Raw genomic sequence first — 26,270 nt, forward strand, 5'->3', positions numbered from 1 at the left:
AGGTCCTTTCAGCAGGAGGGAGTTCGGGGTCAGATCTCGATGCACGTGCGCAGGGCCGTCCCCTGGCGCATCTGGTCGAGGGCCTCGTTGATGTCGGCCAGCGGGACGCGGTGGGTGATCAGGCTCTCCAGGTCGACGCGGCCCGCCCGCCACAGGGCGATCGTGCGCTCGTAGGAACGCAGCACGTCTCCCCCGCCGTACATCGAGGGGAGGATGCGCTTCTCGTCGAAGAACAGCTCGAACATGCTGAGTTGGAGATAGTCGTCCAGGGCGCCCGCGCCGACGACGACGAGGGTGCCGCCGCGGCGGGTGTTCTCGTAGGCGGTGCGGGCGGTGGCGGAGCGGCCGACGACCTCGAAGACGTAGTCGAACCCCTCGCCGCCGGTGACCTGTTGCTTGGCGTCGGGCAGCTCGTCCGGTGAGATCGCCTTCGTGGCACCGAACTTGAGCGCGGCCTCACGGCGGGAGGCGACCGGGTCGACGGCGACGATCTCGGCGGCGCCCTTGAGCCGGGCACCCTGGATCGCGGAGATGCCGACGCCCCCGCAGCCGATCACGGCGACCGACGAACCGGCCTCCACGTCGGCGGTGTTGAGCGCGGCACCCAGTCCGGTGGTGACCCCGCAGCCGATGAGAGCGGCGATGTCGAAGGGCACGTCGTCGGGGATCGGTACGGCGCAGCCCGCGTCGACGACGACCTCCTCGGCGAAGGTGCCGGTGCCCGCGAAGCCGAACACATCGCCGCTGGGGCGCTTGAAGTTGGGGGTGCCCGCGTTCATGAACCCGGCCAGGCACAGCTGGGTCTGGCCGCGCTTGCACGCCGGACACACCCCGCAGGCCGGCAGCCAGCAGACGACGACCCGGTCACCGGCCTTCAAGTGGCTTACACCCTCGCCGACTTCGAGGATCTCGCCGGCACCTTCATGCCCCGGTACGAAGGGCGCGGGCTGTGGCAGTACGCCGGCCATCGCGGACAGGTCCGAGTGGCACAGCCCCGTGGCGCGCACCCGGATCCTGACCCGGCCGGGCCCGAAGCCCGTCGCCTCGACGTCGTCGAGGACCTCCAGTTTGTCCTGGCCTATCTCGTGCAGTACGGCTGCGAGCATGGTGCGGCTCCCCTCAACTCGGGTCAACTCTGGCCTGGCTCAGGCGTGTTCGACGGTCGTGTCGGCGAGGACGGGAGCGTCGTCCCGCTCCACGGCGCTCACCGCGACCCGCACGGTTCCGGCTCCGGCGTCGCCCTGCCGCCACATGCGGATGCGCAGTGTCTCGCCGGGGAACACGACCCCGGCGAACCGTGTGTCGTAGGAGCGCACCCGGGTCACGTCGCCGTCGAGCAGCGTGTCGACGACCGCCTTGAGCGTCATGCCGTAGGTGCACAGCCCGTGCAGGATGGGCCGGTCGAATCCGGCGAGCTTGGCGAACTCGGGGTCGGCGTGCAGGGGGTTCCAGTCGCCGGAGAGACGGTAGAGGAGGGCCTGGTCCTCGCGGATGGCACGCTCAACGACCTTGTCGGGCTCGCCCGTTGGGGGTTCGAGGCGTGCGGACGGCCCGCGGTCGCCACCCCATCCCCCCTCCCCCCGTACGAAGATCTGCGCGTCGTTGGTCCACAACGGGCCGTCGGCGTCGGCGACTTCGGTGCGCATGACGAGGACGGCCGCCTTGCCCTTGTCGTAGACGGCGGCGATGTGGCCGGTGCTGGTCGCGGTGCCCTGGGCCGGGATCGGGCGGTGCAGGCGCAGGGACTGGCCGCCGTGCAGGACGCGGGCGAGGTCGACCTCGACGCCGGGCATGGACAGGCCGCTGATGACGCCGGGCGAGCCGTTGCCCGCGACCGTGGCGAAACTCGGCAGGACGTGCAGCCGGGACTCCAGGGTGTAGCGCAGCTCGTCGGGGTCGGTGGCAGGGGTGCCCGCGCCGAGGCCGAGGTGGTAGAGCTGGACGTCCTTGGTGGTCCAGGAGATCTCGCCGGTCCGGGGTTCGGCCGCGAGGGCCTGGGCTGCGTCGATGGGCATGGGGCTCCTGTATCGCCGGTGGTCGAAGACCTCGGTGCGGCCGTCCGCACCGTCGGCCGCACCGAGGTCGTCACGGGCCGACCTAGAACGCGTTCCAGTCCGGCGCCCTTCTGTATAGCCGAGCGCCCCGAACTTGTGAAGGCTCCTGACGGTGCGTCAGGTGGGTGTCGGTTCCGGTGTCCGTACCGGCGTCCGCTCCGGCACCCGTGACATTTGTCCTGCCCGAGTCCGTACATGCGCATCTGCCGGGCGAGGGGGCCGGATCCATAGCGTCGTAGCCATGACACAGACAGGTGGGGCGGCGGACCGGACAGCGGCTGCCGTGTCTTTCGCGGGGGCGGTCAAGACCTTCGGCGCGGTGCGTGCCGTGGACGGTGTGGACCTGGAGATCGGGCGCGGCGAGACGGTCGCGCTGCTCGGCCGCAACGGCGCGGGCAAGTCGACGGCGATCTCGCTGCTGCTCGGGCTGAACGCGCCCGACGCCGGCACGGTCGAACTCTTCGGCTCCGCCCCCGAGTCGGCCGTACGCGACGGCCTGGTCGGGGCGATGCTCCAGGAGTCGCGGGCGGTGCCCCGGGTCACCGTAGGCGAGCTGGTCGCGTTCGTCGCCCGGCGCTATCCGAAGCCGATGCCGGTGGCGCAGGCCCTGGAGCTGGCCGGTATCGGCGAGCTGGCGGGGCGGCGGGTGGACCGGCTGTCGGGCGGGCAGACGCAGCGGGTGCGGTTCGCCGTGGCGCTGGCCGGGAACCCGTCGCTGATCGTCCTGGACGAGCCCACGGCCGCCCTGGACGTGGAGGCGCGGCACGCATTCTGGCAGTCGATGCGGGCCTTCGCCCGGCGCGGGCACACCGTGCTGTTCTCCACGCACTACCTGGAGGAGGCGGACGCGCACGCCGACCGGATCGTCGTCATCGACCGCGGCCGGATCGTCGCGGACGGCACCGGCGAGCAGCTCAAGCGGGCGGCCGGCGGCAGCCTCGTCTCCTTCGACCTGGCGGGCGGCTCCACCGAGGGTCTCGCCCAGCTGCCCGGCGTACGCACCCTCGAAGTACGCGGCGACCGCGCCCTGTTGCGCACCGACGACTCGGACGCGACCGTGATCGCCCTCGCCGCCCGCAACGCGATCCGCGGCCTGGAGGTCACCCCGGCGTCCCTCGACGACGCGTTCCTCGCCCTGACGGCACACGAGCTGGAGACGGTGTGATGCTCGACCGCCTGCGGCTCGCAGACCGCCGGACCACGCGTAGCCCCGGTTCGATGACCGGCCGCACTGACATCGGACGCCCGCTCGACGCCACCCCGGCAACCTCGCACCGCCGTATCCCCACCATGACGACCACCGAGACGGAGACCGTGTGATGCTCGACTACCTGCGCCTCGAAGTACGCCGGACCCTGCGCGACGTCGGGTTCGTGATCGGCGGGATCGCGATGCCCGTGATGATGTACCTGCTGTTCACGAACCTCGGCGGTGACGACAGCGGTTACAAGGCCACGGCGATGGTCGGCATGGCCGCCTACGGTGCCGTCGGGTCCGCGCTCAACACCGGTGGCGGGGTCGCCGAGGACCGGGCGATCGGCTGGCTGCGGCAGTTGCGGGTGACGCCGATGACCCCGCGGCAGGTCGTGCTGGGCCGGGCGCTGACCGGTTCGGTGACCGTGCTGCCCTCGATCGTCGCGGTGCTCGCGGCGGGCGGACTGGTGAACGGCGTACGGCTGGACGCCTGGCAGTGGGCGGCGATCGCGCTGCTGCTGTGGCTCGGCTCGATCCCCTTCACCCTGCTCGGCCTCGGCAACGGCTACGGGCTCACCTCCCAGACCACCGGCGTCACGAACATGGCCTGCAACCTGGGGCTCTCGGTGATCGGCGGCCTGTGGTTCCCGATCAGCCTCTTCCCCGGCTGGCTGCGCGCGATCTCCCACTACACCCCGACCAACCGCTTCGCCGAACTCGGCACCTCCGTCACCGACGGGCACGCCCCGGCACTCGGCGCGATCGTGGTGCTGACGGCTTGGCTGCTCGCGTTCGGTTCGTACGCTGTGCTGGCGTACCGCCGGACCGGGCGGACCGTGTGACCGGGGGAGCGGGAGAGATGACCTGGATGCGAGGGATCACCTGCCAGCTGCGGCAGTGGAAGGCCGCGCGGGCCCAGTGGAAGGCCGACATGGCGGAGTTCAAGGTCGCGCAGAAGGAGGCGCGCCGCAAGGGCGAGCACCCCGAGCATCCGGGCCCGCCGCCGACCGGCTTCTCCCTGCTGCCGTGGCTGCTGATGGGCATGGGCTCCTTCTCCAACCTCCTCCAGGGCAAGACCTCCAACCCCTGGATCGGCGGTCTGGGCCTGTTCGTCTTCAACTCCCTCTACATCTATGTGGTGTTCCGCTCCTTCGTGAAGGAGAAGCGCCAGGCGGTCTCCACGCTGGTGGCGCTGATCGTGATGGGCCTGATCACCTGCGGCCTGGCCCTCGGCTACGGCGGCAGCTGGCTCTACTTCTTCCCGCTGCTCGGCCTCGCCACGGGCGCCGTCGTCCGCGGCCCGCGCCTCGGCCAGGTGGGCCTCGCCCTGACCGCCCTCGCCGCCGCGGTCTCCGTGTACCGGGCGGGCTGGGACGCGATCAACGTCGCCTACGGCACGTTCCTGTCGACGATGGTGACCGCGGCGATCCTCTCCCTCTCCGAGGCCGTACGCGAACTCCGTGCCGCCCGCGAGGAGTTGGCCCGCCGCGCGGTCGAGAAGGAACGGATGCGGTTCTCCCGCGACCTGCACGACCTGCTCGGGCACACCCTCTCGGTGATCGTCGTGAAGTCGGAGGCGGCCCGGCGCCTCGCACCCCGTGACATGGAGGCCGCGCTCGGCCAGATCACCGACATCGAGGCCGTGGGCCGGCAGGCGCTCACCGAGATCCGCGAGGCGGTCACCGGCTATCGCGAGGGCAGCCTCGCCACCGAACTGGACCGCGCCCGCTCCGCCCTGTCCGCCGCCGACATCGACCCGGTGGTCCGCCAGTCGGGCCCGCCCCTGACCCCGCAGAACGAGGCCCTGCTGGGCTGGGTGGTCCGCGAGGCGGTCACCAATGCCGTACGGCACAGCCGTGCCACCCGCTGCGAGATCACCCTCGACGGCATCCTGGACCGGGTCCGCCTCACCATCGCCGACGACGGCACCGGCGACTCCCCCGCGACCGGCCCCGCCGAGACCATCGGCATCGGCGGGACCGGTCTGAAGGGCCTCACGGAACGCCTCGCGGTGGCGGGCGGCTCCTTGCGGGCCGGCCCGTCACCACGCGGCGGCTTCACGGTCACCGCCGAACTCCCCGTGGAGGCAGCGGACTTGGCCGCTACGGCGCCCAGGGAGCCGTGACGGCCCAACTCACGTCGTCCGTCCAGGAGGTGGCGCTGTCGAAGGCGTTGGAGCCGCCGTCGCTCGCGATGTAGACGTTGTAGTTGTAGTGCCGGAGATATCTGGTCGGGTAGTTGTACGACGCGAACGAGGTGCCCGTGCCGCTCTTCCCGGTCGAGGCGCAGAACGTGGCGTCCTGTCTGAACTGGGCGGTGCCGACCATGGGTTGGCGGTAGAGCTGGTAGTTGTAGTGCCGCAGGAAGTCGCCCGGGTAGTTCCGCGACTCGAACGAATAGCAGGAGCTGTCGGCGAGTCCCCTGCGGACGATCCAGGTGGCGTCGCTCTTGTCGAGTGCCGCGCTGCTGGACGTGATGGCGGAGAGGACCGCCGCGTTGTTCTGGTGGCGGATGTAGTCGCCGGTGCAGCACGAGGTCGTCGCGCGCAGCGAGATTTCCGAACCGGCTGCCAGCGTCCCGGTGGTGCCGGTCGAGCCGCCGTAGCCGACGGAGACGATGTTCGCCTGTACGGAGTTGTCGGCCGCGTCGGTCGGAATGCCGGCGGTCATGACGCCCTCGAAGAACGAGCCGATGGAGCCGTTGCTGTTGTCCCCGCCGGTGCCCAGGACGATCGCGCCTTCCTGATGCATGGGCGAGTAACCGCTCGTGGTGGGTTCACCCCCGGAATAGGAGGTCGTGAGACTCCCCGACTGCGCGTTTCCGGATTTCAGCGCGAAATGGTCCTGACCGTTGTTTTTCAGCAAAGCGGTGACGAACGGTATCGCTCCGGTGCCGGTGTTCGCCGTGTTCTTGCTGTACCCGGAGTCCGACTGGAACAGCCCGTTCTCCAGGTCGGCCTGCACCCAGGGGCCGCTGCCGTAACAAGGCGCGAACCAGCACTCCGTACCGAAGTTGATGGCGTCCATGTGACCGTTGCCGGTGTCCTGGTTGTTGGTCTCGGCGTTGCCGTAGTCGAAGCAGCAGCTGCCGTTGACGTGGGTGCCCGAGGTCACCATGTACATCCCCTCGGCGGCACCGTTCGTGGCCACGCCCGAGGTCGAGTTGTCGCGGTAGCCCATGCCGGCCGAGATCTCCAGACCGTAGACCTGATGCCCGCCGGCGGTCACCGGCAGCGCGTCCGCGGGCGCCCCGACATCGGCGACACCGGCACCGCCCGCGCCCTCGATCGTGAGGTCGTTGTGGCGCGCGGACTGGTCGTAGATCTTCGTGATGACGCAGGTCGTACCGGCACAGAACGAGTCCTGCGCCGCCGCGTTGGCATACCCCCCGGCCGCCAGCAGACCGATGTTCGCGGTGGCACTGTCGGAGGCCCGCTGCACCTGGTACAGCGAGCCGTTGTACGACGAGTAGAGCGCCCGGACGAGACTGTGCGCGGCGACGCAGGGCGTGCCGGCGGTGGCGTAGATGTCGCACGGCAGCGAGCCGGCGGCCGACGCCTGCGGCACGCCGACGGCCAGCGCGAGGACGGTGACGAGCGCGGAGAGCGCGGCCAGGGTGGCGTTTCTCAGCCGGCGCGGCCGGGTGCGGAGGAATCTCGGGAACACGGTGCACCTCTTCTGTTGCGGGTAGGGCGATGCGGGTGGTCAGTACAGGTGGTCGGTGCGGGTGCCAGTGCGGGTGGTCGGTGCGGGTGGTCGGTGCGGGTGGTCGGTGCGGGTGGTCGGTGCGGGTGGGGCGGGCTGCTCGGAGTTGCGGCGCGAGCGACTGGTCGATATACCGAACGTCGTTCGATCGATATGCCGAACCCATTCGCGATCGAAATGTCGAACTGCCGAAAATTTGTCGAAAGGTTTCCGGAATCGGCCCGGTACGGGAAATTCCTGGGGTGATTGCAGAATGCCGAGGCGATTGTTTGCCCGCAGCCGGGGACCGTCAAGACTCGCGGACGCGAACAATGAAGAGTTTTTGACAACCGTCCTGGGTCTCCCTGGGCCTTACTCTTGCCCCGTGGATGAGATGCCCCGGGACCACCGGCCCGCCAAGTCCGTCAGAGTGCTGCTCGCCGAGGACCAGGGCATGATGCGCGGCGCCCTCGCCCTGCTGCTCGGCATGGAGCCGGACCTGGAGGTCGTCGCCCAGGTCGGGAGGGGTGACACGATCGTGGACGCCGCCCTGACCCACCGCCCGGATGTCGCCCTCCTCGACATCGAACTCCCCGGCATGAGCGGCCTGGACGCCGCCGCCGAACTCCGCGAACAGGCCCCGGACTGCCGGGTGTTGATCCTCACGACCTTCGGCCGCCCCGGTTATCTGCGCCGGGCGATGGAGGCGGGCGCCGCGGGCTTCCTGGTGAAGGACGGCCCGGTGGAGGACCTCGCCGCCGCGATCCGCCGCGTCCTGACCGGCGAGACGGTCATCGACCCGGCGCTGGCCGCCGCCGCGCTGAGCGCGGGCCCCAATCCCCTCACCGCCCGCGAGTGCGACGTCCTCAAGGCCTCGGTGGACGGCGCGACGGTCTCCGACATCGCCACGAAGCTCCACCTCTCCGAGTCGACGGTCCGCAACTACCTCTCGTCAGCGATCGGCAAAACGGGAACCCGCAACCGCATGGAGGCGATGCGGGAGGCCCGGCAGCAGGGGTGGTTGTAGCCCTCGTTACGCTTCGGGGGCTCGGCGGAACAACGCCGTCCAGAGGAAGTCCTCCCCGAAGCACGGCGAGGCGTCCGGTTCGTCGCGCATCCGGCGCAGCTCGACCACCTCCAACTCCCCGAATATCCAGCGCAGTTCATCCGGGGTGTAGGCCAACCCGCCCTGAAGCCCGGAGCCGCGGTAGAGCTCGGCGTCGGGCAGCTCGGAACCCATGCCGCCGGCGGCGAAGCACGTGAGCGCGAAATGCCCGCCGGGGGCGAGGACCTGGTCCAGCAGGGCGAGGTAGCTGACGCGCCGGTGCGGGGGCAGGTGGTGGAAACAGCCGGAGTCGTAGACGAGGTCGTAGGGGCCGGGGAGCTGGGTTCCGGCGAGGGCGAAGGCGTCCCCGCAGTGAAAGCGAACCTGGGGGCCCTCCCCCTCCCCTCCCCCCACCCCCGCCTCTCCAACCCGCTCCCACTCCCGTGCCCGCTCCTCCGCCCACGCGACAGCCGTAGGCGACAGATCCACCCCGTCCACCTCGAAGCCCCACGCGGCGAGTTGAAGCGCGTTGCGCCCCGGACCACACCCCAGGTCCAGGGCACGACCACCCCCACCCCCGCCTATCAGCCCCCGCTCGACATACCCGACCAGGTTCTCGTCCGGCTTCTCCACGAAGAACGGCACCGGCTTGTCACGGTCGGCGTAGAACCCGTCCCACCAAGAGGCACCCCGCGAACTCCAACGGTCGGCCTCCGGCGCGAACAGCCCGTCCAGGAGCCGGAGTACATCGTCGACCGTACGTATGTCCCGCCCGTGCTGGTGCCGATCCGTCCGGTCCATCCGGCCCCCTCTCCGATGCGCCGATCGTAGGAGCGAACAGACCGGAAGCCGAGGTCGGCAAGCATCCGGGACGCTCGCCCGAACCCCGTCAACTCCCCTGTACCGGGCGGGAGTCGACGCCGAAAGGGCACCACCCCAGCGGCGCGGTGAAACCACGCCGGCACCCCGCCCAAGAGCCACCAGGACGGCAGTCCCGGCCACGCCCGCCACACTTTTCGAGAACTCAGCCCACGCCCCCGGCCCTCACAAGCGGTGCGTCCCGCGACAGCTCCCGGAACCCGAGGCCGAAGTACAGCCCGCGTGCCCGGGGATGCCCCGGGGCGCCCAGACACGCGACCGTCGCATGCGTGGCCCCGGCTGCCCGCGCCCGGTGCATCCCGTGCAGGAGCATGGCCCTGGCCAACCCCCGGCGCCGGTACTCCGGATGCGTCCCGACCGGCTCGAACTCGGCCGACCTGTTCGCCTCGTCGAGCCACATGATCGTCGAGGAGGCCATCGTGCCGTCCGGTGCCTCCACCAGGATGTGCAGGTCGCCGCGGTAGCCCGGTGTCCGCCGGACGCTCTCGTAGCTCTCGGCCGTGTAGGCCGAGGGGGACCAGGCGTCGAGATGGGCCCGGACCGCGGCCTCGGGGCCGGCCTCGTCGGCGGTGCGGAACCGGAACCCCGCTGGGAGAACCGGGTGTTCCACATCCGTCAGGTCCCGCTCGTTCAGCTGGGTCCAGGAGCCGGTTTCGCCGAGCGCGGCCGAGTCGCTCTCGTAGCCGTGCGCCGCCCATCGGGTCAGGGCGAACCCGTCCGCTGCGCTGGGCATCACCGTCCGCTCGATGCCCGCCGCCGTAGCGTCGTACCAGTCGATCACCTCGTCGATCAGCCCGGCGTGGTCGGGGTGGACCTGGTACGTGAGGCAGGCCTCGGTGACGTCCTTCACCGAACCGTCGTTCCGCCGCATCCGGTGCGGAAGAGTGGCCCAGCCCCACGCCACCAGCTCCCCGTCAAAGAGCCACAGCCGACGCGGTCGGCCCGTGTCGTCCTCGGCGCGGCCCTTGCCCCAGTTCCAGGCCAGTTCGCCGAACATCGCTTCGGCTTTCACCAGCTCCGGGCGGACGGCGGTGACACGCTGCGCGAGCCCTTGCATGAGCCGCAGATCCGCGGCGGTGACCAGCTCGACGTTCGTCATGGTGGGTCACTGTGTCAGGGCCCCGCGAGGTCGGCGAGCCGTTTTCCGGGCCGCCGACCTCCACCGCCGCGGGTCACGACACCCGCACCCTCAGGGCCAACCCGCCCTGCCTCAGCGCCAGTTCACCCGCAGCCGCGCTACTTCGTCACCTTCACCGAGTCGAACGTCGTCCCCTCCGGCCCGACGCACACGAACCAGTCCGCCGAATCGCCGGCCACCGGCCGGATCGCCGATTCGTCGCTGTTGACGTCCGCGCCCGCCGCGACCCTGCGAGCGACGGTCGAGCTGCCGTCCTTCCAGGTGCACGTGACCTCCTGGGCGGTCCTGGCGACCTGACCCATCACCAGGCGCTGCGGGGTGGTGTGCTTCGGGTCCAGGGAGAGCGCGACCGAATCGAGGTCGGTGCCCGCCATCGTGTCCTTCGTGTCGACCGAGTTCTGCGTGAGGGTGGACTCCTTGCCGTCCCCGATGGTCCGGCGGGTGAAGTACGAGTACTTGCCGACCAGTTGGGACGTCTTGCCCGCGTCCACCCCCACCGGCACCTCGCCGAACGCCTTCATGCGCTGGAACTGGGCCCAGGCCTCCCCCTCGGTGCGCGGGGCGCCCCACACGTCGACGGTGACCTGCCACTCCTTGTCGCCGATCTCGCCGATGCCGATCACGGTCCCCTGCGGCTCGTACACATTCCGCTCCTCCGGAGTCAGCGGCGCGGTCGACTCCTGCTTCACCGCCGGTGACACCTCGACCCCGTTCCCGTCGCGCAGCCCGGCCAGCGCGAGTGTGCCCGACCCGCCGACGATCACCAGGGCCGCCGCCGTGGCGAGTGCCCAGCGGCGGGCCCGGCGCCGGCGGCCGCCGCGGATCACCGCCTGGTAGGGGGCTATACCGATCTCGACCTCGTCCGCGGCGTCGGCCAGCAGGAGGGCGATGTCTCTGTCCGTCATGGTCTGGTTCGTCTCCCGGTCCGCGCTCATCACTTCCGCCCTCCCTGCGTCACCGTCTCGGCGAGTCCCGGTATGGCGCGGAGTTTCGCGATCCCCTTGGCCGCGTTGCTCTTCACCGCGCCGACCGAGCAGCCCATCGCCTGGGCCGTCTGTGTCTCGGTCAGGTCCTCCCAGTACCTCAGCACCACCGCTTCCCGCTGCCTGGGCGGCAGTTGGGCCAGTGCCTGCAACAGCGCGCTGCGGTCGTCGGCCTGGGCGATGCGGTCACCGGTGTCGGCGATCTCGCGCACCAGGCCCGAGTCGTCCTTGGGCGCGAGGTACTCCTTGAGCCGTCTGCGGTGTTTGCGTGCGTGCGCGTTGATCATCACGCGCCGTACGTACGCCTCCGGATCGTCGGCCGAGCCGACCTTGCGCCAGGCCACAAAGGTCTGTTCGAGCGTCGACTGGACCAGATCCTCCGCGGCGTGCTGCTCCCCCGTCAGAAGAAATGCCGTCCGCATCAGCCGCGGCCAGCGGCCGATGACAAAGCTCTGGAACCCGTCATCCCGAGCCTCCCGAGCCTGCTTGCGATCCCCCATGGGCACCTCCTAGATGGTTAAAGGAGTCCATGAGCCGCCCGAACCGTTGCCTCACCTCTCAAAGACCATTGCCTCACTTCTCGAAACGCGTGGAAGCCGCGCCGTCCGAGGCCACCGCCGGGTCCACGCCCACCGCACCCGCCACCCCTTCCGCATCCTCCGCGTCCACCAAGACCTCCCCGTCCGCGCTCGCACTCACCCGCGCCGCGGCAGGTCCCGCCCCCTTCCCCCAAGGCAGCCACACCACCATCAGCACCACCCCGCCGAGCAGCACCCCCGCCCCCGTCCGGAACGCCAGCGCGTACCCCTCCGTCAGCGCCCGCAGCGTCCCCGCACCGCCGCCCGCCGCCCGCTCCGTACGTGCCGCGGCGATCGTCGACATCACGGCGAGCCCCAGCGAACCCCCCATCGTGCGCGAGGTGTTGATCAGCCCGGAGACCAGCCCGGCCTCTCCCGGCGCGGCCCCCGACGTGGCGAGCGCGGCGAGCGGGGTAGCGGTCAGGCCCGCGCCCAGCATCATCAGGATTCCGGGGAACATGATCTCGGTCAGGTAGTCCCCTCTCACCGTCATCAGGGACTGCCAGCCGAAACCCACCGCCGCGAGCAGCGTCCCGATCACGGCCACGTTGCGCGCGCCGAGCACCGGCATGAAACGGGGCGCCGACTTGGAGCCGAGGAGGACCGCCAGCGAACTCGGCACCAGCGCGAGCCCCGCCTCCAGCGGGCTGTACCCGAGCACGTTCTGCGCGTACAGGGTCATGAAGAACCACATGCAGAACATCGCGGAGCCCGACAGGAACATCGCCGCGTTCGCCGACGACACCGCCCGTGCCCGGAACAGCCCGAGCGGCATCAGCGGAGCCGCCGTACGCGCCTCGACGACGAGGAAGAGCGCGATCAGCGCGAGTCCGGCGGCCAGCGGCACGAGGGTGGCCGCGGCCGTCCAGCCCTCGGCCTCGGTCTGCGAGATGCCGTACGCCAGCACGCCGAGCCCCGCCGTGACCAGGACGGCGCCGGGCAGGTCGAGCCGCCGCCGGTCCCCGGCCCGGCTCTCCGGGAGCCAACGCAGGGAGCTGAGGAGGACGACGGCGCCGACGGGCACGTTGATGAGGAGCACCCACCGCCAGCTCAGGGTGTCCACGAGGACCCCGCCGACGAGTCCGCCCGCGGCCCCGCCGCCCGCGCCGACCGCCGTCCAGGTGGCGATGGCCCGGGCGCGGGCCGCGCCCTCCGCGACCGCCGAGGTGACGATGGTCAGCGTCGAGGGCGCCAGCACCGCGGCCCCCAGTCCCTGCACGGCCCGGGCGAGCAGCAACTGCCAGCCGTCCTGGGCCAGTCCGCCGCACAGCGAGGCCAGGGTGAACAGCGCGAGCCCGACGAGGAACATCCGCTTGCGGCCGTAGAGGTCACCGGCCCGTCCGCCCAGCAGCATGAACCCGGCGAAGGCGATGGCGTACGCGTTGACCACCCACTGCAGCCCGGACGCGCTCATCCCCAGGTCGGCCCGCATCGACGGCAGCGCCACGTTGACGACGGACACGTCGAGCACGACGAGGAACTGCCCGGCGCACGCGAGCGCCACGACCAGCCAGGCGGGCGGTGCGGCGCCGCGGGGGAACAGGCGGGATATTCGGGAGACGTCAGCGGCTCGGGGCATGGTGGTCATCCTCTCAACCGGCCCACGCTCCTGGCATCGGCATTTCGCCTCAGCCGTACCACCGCCGTAGGACCTACGCCGCCCGCAGCAAGGTCACCACGGCCGCGCCGCCCAGCCCGATGTTGTGCGCGAGCCCCACCCCGGCCCCCGGCACCTGCCGCTCCCCCGCCGTCCCCCTCAACTGCCAGACCAGTTCGGCGACTTGGGCGATCCCGGTGGCCCCCAGCGGATGCCCCTTGGAGATCAGCCCGCCGGACGGGTTCACCACCCACCGCCCGCCGTACGTCGTCCCCCGGACTCGACGAGCTTCCCGGACTCCCCGGGCTCGCACATGCCGAGCGCCTCGTACGTCAGCAGCTCGTTGATCGAGAAGCAGTCGTGCAGTTCTACGACGTCCACGTCGTCGATGCCGAGTCCGGACCGTTCGTAGACCTGGCGGGCGGCGGCCCGGGACATGGGCTGCCCGACGACGTCGATGCAGGAGCCGGAGGCGAAGGAGTCCTCGGTGTCGGTGGTCATCGCCTGGGCGACGATCTCGACGAGCGGGCCCGCACCCGCACCCGCCCCCGCACCCAACTCCCGCTGCTCCGCCCAGCGTTCGGAGACCACGACCGCCGCAGCCGCCCCGTCCGACGTCGGCGAGCACTGGAGTTTCGTGAGCGGGTGGTGGACGACCCGGGCCGCGAGGATGTCGTCGACGTCGTACACGTCCTGGAACTGGGCGTACGGGTTGTGCGCGGAGTGCCGGTGGTTCTTGGCGGCGACGGCGGCGAGCTGAGCCTCGGTGGTCCCGTACTTCTCCATGTGTTCGCGGGCCGCGTCGCCGAAGATCTGGGCGGTGGGCGGGGTCATCTCGAAGCCGTGGCGGGCGGCCATGACGCCGTAGTGCCGGGCGACGGGGGACGTGGAGAAGTCCCCGCCGTCCGCTCCCCCGCCCAGCGCGCCCCGCTTCATCTTCTCGAAGCCCAGCGCCAGCACGCAGTCCGCCGCCCCGCCCTCGACCAGTTGCCGGGCGAGCATCAGCGCGGTCGAGCCGGTGGCGCAGTTGTTGTTGACGTTGTAGACGGGGATGCCGGTGAGACCTAGTTCATAGGCGGCGCGCTGGCCGGCGGTCGAGGGCTGGAAGCAGTAGCCGATAGGAACCTGTTCTACGTCGGCGTAGGAGATCCCGGCGTCCGCGAGGGCCGCGTTCCCCGCCTCGCGGACCATGTCCCAGTACTGCCACTCCCGGGTCTCGGGCTTCTCGAACCTCGTCATCCCGACGCCTGCGACATAGGCCTTCATGGCGGGCGAGATTAGAACACGTTCCAGTGAATGACCAGAGCTGACGTCGGGTCAGATATTCATGGGACGGTCAAGGATTCGTTAGTACGCCGAAGCATCGGAATAGTTGCCCGTGCATACGAGGTTTACCGTGCACTTATCCCGCACGGATCAACCGGCTCCACCCCCTCTCAGGCCTGGAGGCCTCACTTCATGACGCACACGTCGACCGACCAGCCCGCACGGAGGCCGTCCGGCGCCGTCGTGCCGGTGCTCGCCTTCGCGGGCATCGTTGTCGCGGTGATGCAGACCCTGCTCGTCCCGGTCATCAAGGACCTGCCGCAGCTGCTGAGCACCGAGCCCAGCAACGCCACCTGGGTCCTGACCTCGACCCTCCTCTCCGGAGCCGTCGCCACGCCGATCATGGGCCGCCTCGGCGACCTCTACGGCAAGCGCCGGATGCTGATCACCAGCCTGGCCATCATGGTCGTGGGCGCCCTGGTCAGCGCCCTCACCAGCGACCTGCTCACGATGATCGCGGGCCGTACGCTCCAGGGCTTCGCGATGGGCGCGATACCCCTCGGTATCGGCCTGATGCGCGACATGCTGCCCCGCGAGAAGCTCGGCTCGGCGATGGCCCTGATGAGTTCCTCGATCGGCGTCGGCGGCGGCCTCGCGCTGCCCGCCGCGGCGCTCGTCGCCCAGCACGCCGACTGGCACGCCCTCTTCTACGGCGCCGCCGGCCTCGGTGTCCTCGCGATCGGCCTCACCCTCCTCGTCGTACCGGAGTCCCCGATGCGAGCCGAGGGCACGTTCGACGTGCTCGGCGCGATCGGTCTCTCCGCCGGTCTCGTCCTCTTCCTCCTCCCCATCACCAAGGGCAGCGACTGGGGCTGGACATCCGGCACGACGCTCGGCCTGTTCGCCGCGGCCGCCGTCGTCCTGCTCCTGTGGGGCGTGATGGAGCTGCGCCTGAAGGCCCCGCTGGTCGACCTGCGCACCACCGCCCGTCCGGCGGTCCTCTTCACCAACCTCGCCTCGATCATGGTCGGCGTCTCCTTCTACGTCGTCTCCCTCGTCCTGCCCCAGCTCCTCCAGCTGCCGAAGTCCACGGGCTACGGTCTCGGGCAGTCGATGGTCACCGCCGGTCTGCTGGTCGCCCCGCTCGGCCTGACGATGATGTTCACGGCGCCCGTGTACGCCCGTCTGTCGGCGAAGTACGGGCCCAAGGTCACCCTGATCCTCGGCATGCTGATCATCGGTATCGGCTACGGCGCGGGGCTCGGCCTCATGAGTGCGGCCTGGCAGTCCCTGGTCATCGCCGTCGTCCTCGGTGCGGGGATCGGGCTCGCGTACTCGTCGCTTCCCGCGTTGATCGTGGGGGCGGTGCCGGCGTCGGAGACCGGTGCGGCGAATGGGCTCAACACCCTTATGCGGTCCATCGGTACGTCCGTCTCCAGCGCCGTGATCGGGATGGTGCTGGCCAACACCGCGAACCATGTGGGCGGGGTTGCGATCCCGACGATGCACGGGTTCCACGTGTCGTTCCTGATCGCTACGGGTGCGGTTGCTGTCGGCCTGTTGATGGCGCTGTTCCTTCCCAAGCCGAACCGGGCTCCGCAGTTGAACTTCAGCAGCGAGGAGGAGGCCAACCTTGAGCTGGCCGAGGAGGTTCTTCGGGGGTTCCGGGGGCGGGTGTTGAGTGCGGACGGGGTTCCTGTGGCTCGGGCCAAGGTCACGTTGATCGACCGGCGTGGGCGGCAGGCTGGGGCGACACTGTCCGAGGAGGACGGGAGTTACGTGCTCGCTGTACCGGCTCAGGGGGCGTATGTGGTGGCGGCGCGGGCGGTGGGGCATGGGCCGCTTGCCTCGTCTGCGACGCACGGTGGGGATGAGGTCTCGGTGGACCTGGATCTCGCTCTGCCCGGTGAGACCGTTAGCGCGTAGTCGGTAGTTTGTTGGGTGCGGGTGTGTGGGGGCTGGTCGCGCAGTTCCCCGCGCCCCTAAAAGCAACAGCGTCACCGTAGCTCTGTCGAGAGGAACCGCATGCCAGCGGCACCCAAGCCCGAGATCCTTGCCGCGTTCGAGGCGGCGAAGGGGTTCATGCCGGTCGGTGAAGGGCTTGCCCTGTACGGTGCCGCCGTAGAAGCCGGGGGCTGGGCCTTCCGCTTCTCGAAGTCGGGACGTACTGCGGGCGTTCGACGATCCTCCTTGCCGATGCTGCCCGTGAGGCCGGGGTCACCGTGCTCACCCTGGATCATCACCGGGGTAGCGAGGAGCAGCAGCCGGGCTGGGACTTTCACGACCCGGAGACCGTCGACCCGGAGATCGGGCTGATGGATACGCTGCCCACCTTCCGCAGGACCCTGCACAAGGCGGGGCTGGAGGAGCATGTGGTCGCGCTCGTCGGGCGGTCGCCGCAGGTAGCCCGTATCTGGGGCACCCCCCTCGGCCTCGTCTTCATCGACGGCGGCCACACCGACGAGCACGCGAACGGGGACTACGAGGGCTGGGCGCCCCATGTCGCCGAGGGCGGGCTGCTGGTCATCCATGACGTGTTCCCGGTCGTCGAGGACGAGTTCACCGGGCAGGCGCCGTACCGGGTGTATCTGCGGGCGCTGGAGTCCGGCGCGTTCACGGAGGTGTCGGCGACCGACTCCCTCCGTGTCCTGCGGCGTACCGGTACCGGGATCTGAAGGTCAACTCGGCAGGTCTGCCAGCCAGTTGAGCAGGTGCTGGTTGACCTCCGCCGGGCGCTCCTGCTGGATCCAGTGGCCGCAGCCCTCCAGGATGTGCGAGCCGCGCAGGCCCGGCAGGGTCACCGGATACGCGGCGATCGCGTCGGACAGCCAGGTGGTGGACGCGTCCAGGGAGCCGCCCAGGAACAGGGACGGCTGGGTGATCGGGGCCCCGTCGTAGGCCGTCAGGTCCTCCCAGTCCCGGTCCATGTTGCGGTAGCGGTTCAGGGCGGTGGTCAGGCCCGTGCGCTCGAACTCGCCCGCGTAGACGTCCAGTTCGGCCTCGCCCAGCCACGCGGGGCGCTTCGTCGGGAAGCGGTCGCGCAGGGTGCCGCCGTCCCGGCTGGCGAAGTGCGGGTCGGGGGTGCCGGGCGCGGGCATCGTGTCGGCGGAGAACGCGGCGTAGAAACCCGCCAGCCAGCCGCGTACGTCCGGTTCGATCTCCGACTCCGCGCGGCCCTGCTCCTGGAAGTACGAGACGTAGAACTCCTCGTCCCCGCCCATCCCCGCGAAGATCTCGCTGGGGCGCGGGCCGCCGCGGGGCGCGTAAGGGACGCTCAGCAGTCCTACGGCTCGGAAGACGTCCGGGCGGAGGAGGGCGGAGTTCGCCGCGATGCCCGCTCCCCAGTCGTGGCCGACGATCACCGCCGACCGTTCGCCGAGCGCGTGCACGACCGCCACGGCGTCCTCGACCAGGTCGAGCATCCGGTACGCCGACACGTCCTCGGGGCGCGAGGAGCGGCCGTAGCCGCGTACGTCCACGGCGACCGCGCGGTACCCCGCCGCGGCCAGTGCCGGGAGCTGGTGGCGCCAGGAGTACCAGGACTCCGGGAAGCCGTGCACCAGGAGGATCAGGGGGCCGGTGCCCTGTTCCACCAGGTGGATGCGGCCCGCGGGGCGGGGACAAGTCGGTGGACGGCTTCCTTGAGCATGGTCGTGAGTCCTCCGGGACGGGGGCTGGTCCGTCGATCCTCCGTCCGGGGCGGAGCGGCGCGCGACTCCTGTTGCCGGTTCAGCAAACCCGACCTGTGCGGCGGCTAGGGTGGCTCCCGTGTCGTACGTAGGTCCGGACTTCGATCCTCCGCAGCCCCGCCGTCCCCGTCGTGGGCCCCTGACCGTGGCGCTGGCCGCGCTGGTCCCGGGGGCGCTCATCGGGTGGTTCGTCTACGAGGCGGTGGGCAGCCCGGGGGACAACGCCTCGGCCCACACATCGCCCACGTCGGCCGGCGCACCCGTGTCCCCCACGGGCACCGCGTCCAACGACGACAAGCCGCCGGGGCCAAGTCCCCTCAAGGGCAAGGTCGTTGTCATCGACCCGGGGCACAACGTCACCAACTTCCAGCACAGCGCCGAGATCAACCGCAAGGTGGACATCGGCACGAACTGGAAGGAGTGCGACACCACCGGGACGTCGACCAACGCGGGTTACTCGGAAGCCCAGTTCACGATGGACGTGTCGCACCGGCTGAAGGCGATCCTCGAGAAGCAGGGCGTCACGGTGAAGTTGACGCACGACGGGGACTCGCCGGCCTGGGGGCCGTGCGTCGATCAGCGGGCCAAGATCGGGAACGACGCGCACGCGGACGCCGCGATCTCCATCCACGCCGACGGCGCACCGGCCGGCGACCGGGGTTTCCATGTGATCCTGCCGGCCTCGGTCCACGCGGGCGGCGCCGACACCCGCGCCATCGTCGGCCCTTCCGCCGTCCTCGGGAAGGGCATCGCGGGCGATTACCGTCGCGCGACGGGCGAACAGTTCTCCAATTACATCGGCGAAGGCACCGGTCTCGTCACGCGTAAGGACCTGGGCGGTCTCAATCTGTCAACGGTTCCCAAGGTGTTCATCGAGTGCGGCAACATGCGCGATAGCAATGATGCCGCACTGCTGACGAACGGCGCCTGGCGACAGAAGGCGGCGCAGGGAATCTCTGAGGGAATCGTGAGTTTCCTGCGCGGGTAGCGATCAGTGGGCTGATCCGGGCGGACACCCAGACAGGGTGGACGATAGGGTCAACCGACGACGAGACGACCTACGAAGGACCTGAAGTGAATATCCGCTCCCTCACACGAGGCGACGGCGTGGTGATCGGAGCAGCGGTATTGCTCTTCATCGCGTCGTTCCTCAAGTTCTACACGGCCAACGGGATCGACCTGGACATCACCGCGTGGACGAGCCTCGGTAACGGCCTCGGCACCTACATGGGCGGCGTCATCGGTGCCGCTCTCGTCGTCGTCAACCGTTGCCTGCCGCAGCCGCGCAAGATCGTGGGCCTGGACCTCGGGACAGTCGGCGTGGCGTTCACGGTCCTCACCGCGTGGGCCCTGTTCTGGACGCTGGTGGACGTCGGCGACAACGTCAGCGCCGGTGCCGGCCTCATCCTCGGCTTCATCGCCGCCCTCGTCATGGCGGGCGGCGCCATCGCGACGCCTCTCGTCCCCGCCCTCCAGGCCGCCCTCATCCCGGCCCCCAAGCCCGTCGCCCCGCAGCCCTACGGCGCCCAGCCGCCCGGTGGTTACGGCTACCCGGGCGCCGGTGCGCCGCAGCCGTCGTACGGCACTCCGCCGCAGCAGGCGCAGACCGCGCAGCCGTTCGGGCAGCCCGCTCCGGCGCCCGCTCCGGCCGGGGACTTCTCGCCGTTCTGGTTCGCGGTGCCGGTGGCCCGGCCGCTGTTCGCGGAGGACGGTTCGCCGTCGCCGATCGCCGAACTGGCGCCGGGTACCTGGTACTTGGCCGTGGAGCAGCGTGGTCCGGCGCTCGTCGCGCAGACCCAGGACGGCCGTCGTGGCGTCCTGCAGGACACCTCGGGGATCCAGCGCGGCTGAGTCTCCCGCCGGCTTCGACCGCTTCGGCCGCGGCCCCTCGCCCTTCCGGGTGGGGGGCCGTTGTCGTACAGTCGCAGCCGTCGATCGATTGGCTGACGTACCGTCAGATCGGTGTCTCTGGAGGCGATATGCGGCTCGGTCTCGCACTCGGGTACTGGGGGCGCGGGCCCTCCGCCGACCATGTGCCGCTGGCCCAGGAGGCCGAGCGGCTCGGGTACGACTCCGTGTGGACGGCCGAGTCGTGGGGGTCCGACGCTTTCACCCCGCTGACCTGGATCGCGGCGCGGACCTCAACGATCAAGCTGGGCACGGCCGTTGCGCAGATGGCGGCCCGCTCGCCGACCACCACCGCGATGCACGCGCTCACCCTCGACCATCTCTCCGGCGGGCGCGTGCTTCTCGGGCTCGGGCTGTCGGGGCCGCAGGTGGTGGAGGGGTGGTACGGGCGTCCGTTCCCCAAGTCGCCGCTCACCGCGACCCGGGAGTACGTCGAGGTCGTACGGCAGGTGCTACGGCGGGAGGCGCCGGTCGAGATGGACGGGCGGTTCCACGCGCATCCGTACCGGGGGGAGGACGGTACGGGACTCGGCAAAGCCCTCAAGTCCATTACCCACCCGCTCCGTTCGGACCTGCCGGTGCTGCTGGGCGCGGAGGGGCCGAAGAACGTGGCGCAGACGGCGGCGATCGCGGACGGGTGGCTGCCGTTGTACTGGTCGCCGAGTCGGCCGGAGGTCTACGGCACGACCGCCTTCCGGGACGGGTTCCTCGTCGCGCCCATGACGCAGGTGAAGGTCTGCGACGACGTGGCCGAAGGCCTGCTCCCCGTGAAGATGATGCTCGGCTTCTACATCGGCGGGATGGGGCACGCGGCCCGGAACTTCCACGCCGACCTGATGGCACGCATGGGGTACGAGGAACACGCCCGGCGGATACAGGAGTTGTTCCTCGCCGGCCGCCGGGAGGAGGCCGTGCTCGCCGTGCCGGACGCGTTCGCCGACGAGATCTCGCTCGTCGGGCCGCGTGAACGCATCGCGGAACGGCTGGAGTTGTGGCGCAAGGGCCCGGTGACGGATCTCCTGGCCCTCGCGCCCGACCCACACACGCTGCGGGTGCTGGCGGAGCTGAACTCCTAGACAGAGCCGAAGCCCCAGGAGCCGCTCAACTCACCGTCAGCCGCCCGCCAGTTGGCCCGCCGACGGCACCTTGTCGGTCACCTCGGCGCCGGCACTCTTCCCGGCGTCCTTGACCTTGTTGATGATGTCGTCGAACGAACCCGCCGTGGCATCGGTCGAGTCGCCCTTGCGGAGCTTGGACGGCAGGTCCTTCAGGGAGTCGATGCCGGCGGTGAGCGGGGCCACCGCCTTGGCGAGCGTGGGGTCACCCTTGGCGTTCTTCGTGGCCGCCTTGAGCCGGTTGTACGCGAACGCGCCCGCGAGACCCGCCTTGACGAGCGCGAAGCGGCGTCCGCTCGCGCCCTTCTTGAACTTGCCCGCCTTCCAGGGCTTCACGATCCACTGGTAGGTGGCACCGGCGGCGAGGCCCGCGTTCGCGACGAAACGGGTCTTGGCGAACTTCTGCCGTTCGGCGGAGGTACTGGGGCTCGGGGTCGCGGCGGCTGCCGCGGCCACGACGGCCGCGGTGTCCTGCGTGGCGTCATCGGTGGCGCTGCCGCAGGCCGTGGCACCGGCGAGCAGGGCGCAGCACAGAGTGAGCGCCACGAAGAGGCGCCGTATCGGTACGGGCACGAGGTCCTCCGGGGTGTTCTCCCCGAGTGGGTGTCCTTACCCCGGCAGCCTCACCCGGCTCGGGCGCGCGCGCCACCCGGCGGGACCGTTCGGGTTTCATCCGACCGGAAGCGGCAATCCGCTTGGCATGTCCCCCTACTACCGACGCGGTTCGAATTCGGTCGGCAACGTCATCGTGATCATCGCCGACATCATGGCCCTCATCCTGGCCCTCTGGATTCTGATGTACCTGTTGGACGCCAACCGCGCGAACGACCTCGTGCAGTTCGTCCACCGCTCGGCCAACTGGCTCGCCGGCTGGTCCCGCGACCTGTTCACCTTCGACGAGGCGTGGGCGCGCGTGATTTGCGGCTACGGTCTGGCTGCGGTGGTGTACCTGTTCATCGGGCATGCGATCGCCAACAAGGTCCACCGTTAAGCACCGGCCGGTGGGGGTTGGTCGCGCAGTGCCCCGCGCCCCTTAAAAGCCTACGAGCACCGGGGTTTTTTAGGGGCGCGGGGAACTGCGCGACCAGCCCCCACCGGGCCCGCGCCTAACAACAATCCGGATCCAGCCCCAACGGCAAGTGCTCCGCGCCAAACACCGCACACGTCGCGTCATGCCCACCCAACGCAGCCACCGCAAGCAGCAACGACCCCGCAGTCCACGTGGTCAACTCCCGCGGCCACACCGCATCGTCGTCGAAGACATACCCGGTCCAGTACAGCCCGCTCTCAGAATCACGCAGATGCTGAATGGACTGGAGAATCTCCAACGCCCGGTCGGACTCCCCCAACACCCAGAGCGCCAGGGCGAGTTCAGCCGACTCCCCACCGGTCACCCACGGGTTGGGAACGACACACCGCACCCCAAGACCCGGCACGACGAACCGGCTCCAGCCCTCCTCCACCCGGGACTTGGCCTCCACACCGGTCAACGCACCACCCAGCACCGGGTAGTACCAGTCCATCGAGTACCGGTCCTTGTCCAGGAACCGTTCAGGATGCCGCCGGATGGCGTGCCGCAGCGCCCCGACCGCCAACTCCCAGTCGGGCTGCGGCTCTTCACGCTGTTCGGCGATGGCGAGCGCACACCGCAACGCCTGGTGGATCGACGAGGAACCGGTCAGCAGCGCGTCCACCGTGTCCGTACCGTCGTCCTCCCGCTTCCACCCGATCTGCCCGCCCGGCTGCTGAAGCCGCAGCACGAACTCGACCGCGGCGAAGACGTTCGGCCACAGCCGGTCCAGGAACGTGTCGTCACCGGTCGCGAGGTAGTGATGCCACACGCCTACGGCTATGTAGGCGACGAAGTTGGTCTCACGCCCCCGGTCGGTCACGTCCCGCGCGTCACCGTCGGCGTAGGCGGCGAACCACGACCCGTCCTCGTTCTGGTGCCGCGCAAGCCAGTTGTACGCCCGCTCCGCCGCCTCGTGCTCCCCCGCCGCGTCCAGCGCCATCGCGGCCTCGGTGTGGTCCCACGGGTCGAGGTGATGGCCCCGGAACCACGGGATCGCCCCGTCCTCCCGCTGCACGGCGAGGATGCCCGCGACGGTCGCGGCGGCCTGCTCCGCGGTGAGGACCCCGGGCAGGACGAGGTGCTCTGTCCGGGGAGTGGTCACTTGGCTTCCGCCAGGGGAAGGTGCGGCTTGGTCGCGTAGGCCACGAAGCTCTTGCCGATCAGCGGGTTCAGCGCCTGTTCGGCGACCCGGGTGGCGAGGGGTTTCTTCATGATGTCCCAGACCAGGAGCTTGTGGTACGCCTGCACCGGCAGCGCCTTGTCGTTGTCCACGCCGAACGCGCACTTCAGCCACCAGTACGGCGAGTGCAGCCCGTGCGCGTGGTGCGTGCCGTACGGCTTGAGGCCGGCCTCGCGGATCTTGGCGAGGAGTTCGTCCGCCTTGTAGATGCGGATGTGGCCGCCCTCGACCTCGTGGTAGGCGTCGGACAGGGCCCAGCAGATCTTCTCGGGGCCGTAGCGCGGGACGGTGATGGCGATCCGGCCGCCGGGCTTCAGCACCCGGACCATCTCGGCGAGCACGCCCTTGTCGTCGGGGATGTGCTCCATGACCTCGGAGATGATCACGACGTCGAACGACTCGTCGGGGAAGGGGAGTTGGAGCGCGTCACCCTCCATCGCGGTCGCCGTGGCTCCGGCGGGGGCCTCGCCGGCCTCCTTCATCGCCGCGAACCACTTGGCGACCTCTCGGATCTCCTCGGCGTTCTGGTCGAGGGCGACGACCTGTGCCCCTCGCCGATAACACTCGAACGCGTGCCGCCCGGCACCGCACCCGAGGTCCAGGACACGGTCGCCAGGGGCGAGCGGGAACCGGGAGAAGTCGACGGTCAGCACGTGGCCCTGCTTTCGGAAGAGACGCCGGTAACACTGGTCGGAGAGGGGGAGGGAGAAGTCGTACGGCCGGGGATCGCCTCGCGGTAGCGGGCCACCGTGCCCTCGGCCGCCTTCGCCCAGGTGAAGCGGGCCAGGACGCGTTCGCGGCCCGCCGCGCCGAGGCGGGCCCGGAGCGCCGGGTCGGCGAGGAGTCGGTTCAGGGCGGTCGCGAGCGCGCCCGGGTCCCCCGGCGGTACCGCCAGGCAGGTCTCGCCGTCGCGTCCGGCGACCTCCGGGATCGCCCCGCCGGTCGTGGCGACGAGGGGCGTGCCCGTGGCCATCGCCTCCGCCGCCGGGAGGGAGAAGCCCTCGTACAGCGAGGGCACGCAGGCGACCTCCGCCGAGCGGACCAGGTCGACCAACTCGGCGTCCGAGATGCCCTTCACGAAGTCGACGGCGCCTTCGAGGCCGTAGCGCTCGACGGACTGGGCGACCGGGCCCTCGGTGGGGCGCTTTCCTACGACGATCAGGTGCGCGTCGGGGTGTTCCGTGCGGACCTTCGCGAGGGCCTCGACCAGGAACACGAGGCCCTTGAGGGGGACGTCCGCGCTGGACGTCGTCACGATCCGGCCCGGCACCTGCCCGACCGCCGGGTCCGGGGAGAACAGGTCGGTGTCGGCGCCGATGTGGACGACGTGGATGCGATCGTCGCGGACGCCGAGGTGGTCGATGATCTCCTGGCGCGAGGTACCGGAGACGGTGAGCACGGTGGGCAGGCGGCGGGCGACGCGCTTCTGCATCTGCGTGAAGGAGTACCAGCGGCGCTTGGACATGCGCTGGCGCCAGTTCTCTGCCGCGTCCAGCTCCAACTGCCGGTCCACGGTGATGGGGTGGTGGATCGTGGTGACGAGCGGGGCGCCGACATCCCCCAACAACCCGTACCCCAGCGTCTGGTTGTCGTGCACGATGTCGAACTCGCCCTGCCTGGCGCGGAGATGGCGGCGGGCGCGGAGCGAGAACGTGAGGGGCTCGGGGAAGCCGCCGGTCCACATCGTCGCCACTTCGAGGGCGTCGATCCAGTCGCGGTACTCGTCGCGCTTCGGGGTGCGGAAGGGGTCCGGCGAGCGGTAGAGGTCGAGCGAGGGCAGCTCGGTCAGGGAGATGCCGTCGTAGCCCTCGTCGAGGACGGGGTAGGGCTGTGAGCCGATGACCTCGACGCGGTGGCCGAGGCGGGCCAGCTCGCGGGAGAGGTGGCGGACGTAGACGCCCTGGCCCCCGCAGAACGGGTTCCCCTTATAGGTGAGGAGTGCGATACGGAGCGGTCGCTCGCCGTCGGCTGCCAGGTCCTCCTGGGGACCCGCCTGACTGGCCTCAGCGGTCACTCTGAGCCCCCTTCTCCCTGCACTGTCCCGCGAGATTACGCCGGGACGCTAATCTAGAACAAGTTTCAGACTTGATCGTCCAGGAGGTTCTGAATCTACCGGCCGGTACGGGCGCTGTGAGAAGTGGATCAGGTGATTCACACCACGGCCGAGGCCCTGCCATGATCGGTGTGATCACCCGCCCTCACCGACAGTCACGGATCGGGAGCCATGCCAGCGCAAGCCAAGCCCGAAGCCACTGCGCGGACCTCGCCGCCCCTCACCGAGCGGCAGGAGGCCCGGCGCCGCCGCATCCTGCACGCGAGCGCGCAGCTGGCCAGCCGGGGCGGGTTCGACGCGGTGCAGATGCGGGAGGTCGCGGAGTCCTCGCAGGTCGCGCTCGGCACGCTGTACCGGTACTTCCCGTCCAAGGTGCATCTCCTGGTCGCCACGATGCAGGACCAGTTGGAGCACATGCACGGCACGCTGCGGAAGAAGCCGCCGGGCGGTGACACGGCGGCCGAGCGGGTCGCGGAGACCCTGATGCGGGCCTTCCGCGCACTCCAGCGCGAGCCGCATCTCGCCGACGCGATGGTCCGCGCGCTGACCTTCGCGGACCGCAGTGTCTCCCCCGAGGTCGATCAGGTGTCGCGGCAGACCACGGTGATCATCCTGGACGCGATGGGCCTCGAACACCCCACGCCCGAGCAGCTGTCGGCGGTCCGGGTCATCGAGCACACCTGGCACTCGGCGCTGATCACCTGGCTCTCGGGGCGGGCGTCGATCGCCCAGGTGAAGATCGACATCGAGACGGTGTGCCGGTTGATCGATCTCACGGAGCCGGGCGGGGACCGATGACTCCCCCCACCCGGGCTCCGGCCCGGTCAGCTCCGGTG

Annotated in this window: 22 protein-coding genes and 3 pseudogenes; 11 read left to right on the forward strand and 14 right to left on the reverse strand. The window is 70.3% G+C overall.

Translation table 11 applies throughout. The features are described 5' to 3' along the window. Positions 1–29: 29 nt before the first annotated feature. Positions 30–1,106, reverse strand: coding sequence for a Zn-dependent alcohol dehydrogenase (locus R2B38_RS10655; protein ID WP_318016019.1), 1,077 nt, complete (start codon positions 1,104–1,106; stop codon positions 30–32). Positions 1,107–1,145: 39 nt separating this feature from the next. After that, on the reverse strand, positions 1,146–2,015 hold the full coding sequence (locus R2B38_RS10660; RefSeq protein WP_318016020.1) for a MaoC/PaaZ C-terminal domain-containing protein: 870 nt from the start codon (positions 2,013–2,015) through the stop codon (positions 1,146–1,148). A gap of 280 nt (positions 2,016–2,295) precedes the next feature. Between R2B38_RS10660 and R2B38_RS10665 the strand changes: the two genes are divergently transcribed. From R2B38_RS10665 to R2B38_RS10675, 3 genes are all read left to right on the forward strand, one after another. After that, positions 2,296–3,219 carry an ABC transporter ATP-binding protein gene (locus R2B38_RS10665; protein ID WP_318016021.1) on the forward strand — a complete coding sequence of 308 codons (924 nt, stop codon included), beginning with the start codon at positions 2,296–2,298 and terminating at the stop codon, positions 3,217–3,219. A gap of 154 nt (positions 3,220–3,373) precedes the next feature. Beyond that, on the forward strand, positions 3,374–4,090 hold the full coding sequence (locus R2B38_RS10670) for an ABC transporter permease (protein ID WP_318016022.1): 717 nt from the start codon (positions 3,374–3,376) through the stop codon (positions 4,088–4,090). A 17-nt stretch (positions 4,091–4,107) separates the two neighbouring features. Next, positions 4,108–5,373 (forward strand): sensor histidine kinase, encoded by a 1,266-nt coding sequence (locus R2B38_RS10675; RefSeq protein ID WP_318016023.1) that lies wholly within the window; start codon positions 4,108–4,110, stop codon positions 5,371–5,373. Here the strand turns inward: R2B38_RS10675 and R2B38_RS10680 are convergent. Next, a complete protein-coding gene (locus R2B38_RS10680) occupies positions 5,351–6,913 on the reverse strand; it encodes an alpha-L-arabinofuranosidase B (protein ID WP_318016024.1) in 1,563 nt (520 codons plus the stop codon). The genes R2B38_RS10675 and R2B38_RS10680 overlap by 23 nt on opposite strands. Before the next feature lie 412 nt (positions 6,914–7,325). Here R2B38_RS10680 and R2B38_RS10685 point away from each other — a divergent pair, with 412 nt between their 5' ends. Continuing rightward, entirely contained in the window at positions 7,326–7,958 is a 633-nt protein-coding gene (locus R2B38_RS10685; protein ID WP_318021635.1) for a response regulator transcription factor, read from the forward strand. 6 nt (positions 7,959–7,964) lie between these two features. On the opposite strand, the gene R2B38_RS10690 is transcribed toward R2B38_RS10685, so the two are convergent. The 6 genes and pseudogenes from R2B38_RS10690 to R2B38_RS10715 form a co-directional block, all read right to left on the reverse strand. Next, on the reverse strand, positions 7,965–8,777 hold the full coding sequence (locus R2B38_RS10690; RefSeq protein WP_318016025.1) for a class I SAM-dependent methyltransferase: 813 nt from the start codon (positions 8,775–8,777) through the stop codon (positions 7,965–7,967). Between the two features lie 223 nt (positions 8,778–9,000). Then, complete coding sequence (locus tag R2B38_RS10695; protein ID WP_318016026.1) at positions 9,001–9,954, reverse strand: GNAT family N-acetyltransferase; 954 nt, start codon at positions 9,952–9,954, stop codon at positions 9,001–9,003. 137 nt (positions 9,955–10,091) lie between these two features. Further along, a complete protein-coding gene (locus R2B38_RS10700; RefSeq protein WP_318016027.1) occupies positions 10,092–10,928 on the reverse strand; it encodes a hypothetical protein in 837 nt (278 codons plus the stop codon). Continuing rightward, entirely contained in the window at positions 10,928–11,476 is a 549-nt protein-coding gene (locus R2B38_RS10705; RefSeq protein WP_318016028.1) for a SigE family RNA polymerase sigma factor, read from the reverse strand. The genes R2B38_RS10700 and R2B38_RS10705 overlap by 1 nt, the downstream gene beginning before the upstream one ends. Positions 11,477–11,549: 73 nt before the next feature. Further along, positions 11,550–13,142, reverse strand: a complete 1,593-nt coding sequence (locus R2B38_RS10710) for an MFS transporter (RefSeq protein WP_411978436.1) — start codon at positions 13,140–13,142, stop codon at positions 11,550–11,552. A gap of 64 nt (positions 13,143–13,206) precedes the next feature. Beyond that, a pseudogene (locus R2B38_RS10715) lies at positions 13,207–14,417 on the reverse strand (lipid-transfer protein). Positions 14,418–14,609: 192 nt separating this feature from the next. Here R2B38_RS10715 and R2B38_RS10720 point away from each other — a divergent pair. Both R2B38_RS10720 and R2B38_RS10725 read left to right on the forward strand, forming a co-directional pair. Beyond that, a complete protein-coding gene (locus R2B38_RS10720) occupies positions 14,610–16,343 on the forward strand; it encodes an MFS transporter (RefSeq protein ID WP_318016030.1) in 1,734 nt (577 codons plus the stop codon). Positions 16,344–16,442: 99 nt separating this feature from the next. After that, positions 16,443–17,092, forward strand: a pseudogene (locus tag R2B38_RS10725) (class I SAM-dependent methyltransferase). A 3-nt stretch (positions 17,093–17,095) separates the two neighbouring features. Here the strand turns inward: R2B38_RS10725 and R2B38_RS10730 are convergent. After that, positions 17,096–18,066, reverse strand: a pseudogene (locus R2B38_RS10730) (alpha/beta fold hydrolase). A gap of 119 nt (positions 18,067–18,185) precedes the next feature. On the opposite strand from R2B38_RS10730, the gene R2B38_RS10735 reads away from it, so the two are divergent. The 3 genes from R2B38_RS10735 (at position 18,186) to R2B38_RS10745 (ending at position 21,090) form a co-directional block, all read left to right on the forward strand. Continuing rightward, on the forward strand, positions 18,186–19,094 hold the full coding sequence (locus R2B38_RS10735) for an N-acetylmuramoyl-L-alanine amidase (protein WP_318016031.1): 909 nt from the start codon (positions 18,186–18,188) through the stop codon (positions 19,092–19,094). 86 nt (positions 19,095–19,180) lie between these two features. After that, positions 19,181–19,957 (forward strand): DUF5336 domain-containing protein, encoded by a 777-nt coding sequence (locus R2B38_RS10740; protein WP_318016032.1) that lies wholly within the window; start codon positions 19,181–19,183, stop codon positions 19,955–19,957. A gap of 128 nt (positions 19,958–20,085) precedes the next feature. Further along, positions 20,086–21,090 (forward strand): LLM class F420-dependent oxidoreductase, encoded by a 1,005-nt coding sequence (locus R2B38_RS10745; RefSeq protein WP_318016033.1) that lies wholly within the window; start codon positions 20,086–20,088, stop codon positions 21,088–21,090. Positions 21,091–21,126: 36 nt separating this feature from the next. On the opposite strand, the gene R2B38_RS10750 is transcribed toward R2B38_RS10745, so the two are convergent. Beyond that, positions 21,127–21,702, reverse strand: a complete 576-nt coding sequence (locus R2B38_RS10750) for a hypothetical protein (RefSeq protein WP_033281866.1) — start codon at positions 21,700–21,702, stop codon at positions 21,127–21,129. A gap of 127 nt (positions 21,703–21,829) precedes the next feature. On the opposite strand from R2B38_RS10750, the gene R2B38_RS10755 reads away from it, so the two are divergent. Continuing rightward, positions 21,830–22,120, forward strand: a complete 291-nt coding sequence (locus R2B38_RS10755) for a hypothetical protein (RefSeq protein ID WP_033281865.1) — start codon at positions 21,830–21,832, stop codon at positions 22,118–22,120. 115 nt (positions 22,121–22,235) lie between these two features. Here the strand turns inward: R2B38_RS10755 and R2B38_RS10760 are convergent, their stop codons facing one another. From R2B38_RS10760 to R2B38_RS10770, 3 genes are read right to left on the reverse strand one after another with little or no spacing between them, the layout of a single operon-like run. After that, on the reverse strand, positions 22,236–23,303 hold the full coding sequence (locus R2B38_RS10760; protein ID WP_318016034.1) for a prenyltransferase/squalene oxidase repeat-containing protein: 1,068 nt from the start codon (positions 23,301–23,303) through the stop codon (positions 22,236–22,238). Then, positions 23,300–24,034, reverse strand: coding sequence for a class I SAM-dependent methyltransferase (locus R2B38_RS10765; RefSeq protein WP_318016035.1), 735 nt, complete (start codon positions 24,032–24,034; stop codon positions 23,300–23,302). The genes R2B38_RS10760 and R2B38_RS10765 overlap by 4 nt, the downstream gene beginning before the upstream one ends. Next, positions 24,028–25,395 carry a glycosyltransferase family 4 protein gene (locus R2B38_RS10770; RefSeq protein WP_318016036.1) on the reverse strand — a complete coding sequence of 456 codons (1,368 nt, stop codon included), beginning with the start codon at positions 25,393–25,395 and terminating at the stop codon, positions 24,028–24,030. Before R2B38_RS10770 ends, R2B38_RS10765 begins: the two co-directional genes overlap by 7 nt. A gap of 210 nt (positions 25,396–25,605) precedes the next feature. On the opposite strand from R2B38_RS10770, the gene R2B38_RS10775 reads away from it, so the two are divergent. Next, positions 25,606–26,232, forward strand: a complete 627-nt coding sequence (locus R2B38_RS10775) for a TetR family transcriptional regulator (protein ID WP_318016037.1) — start codon at positions 25,606–25,608, stop codon at positions 26,230–26,232. The last annotated feature ends 38 nt before the right edge of the window (positions 26,233–26,270 follow it).

It is taken from the genome of Streptomyces sp. N50 (genome assembly GCF_033335955.1).
GTDB lineage: Bacteria > Actinomycetota > Actinomycetes > Streptomycetales > Streptomycetaceae > Streptomyces.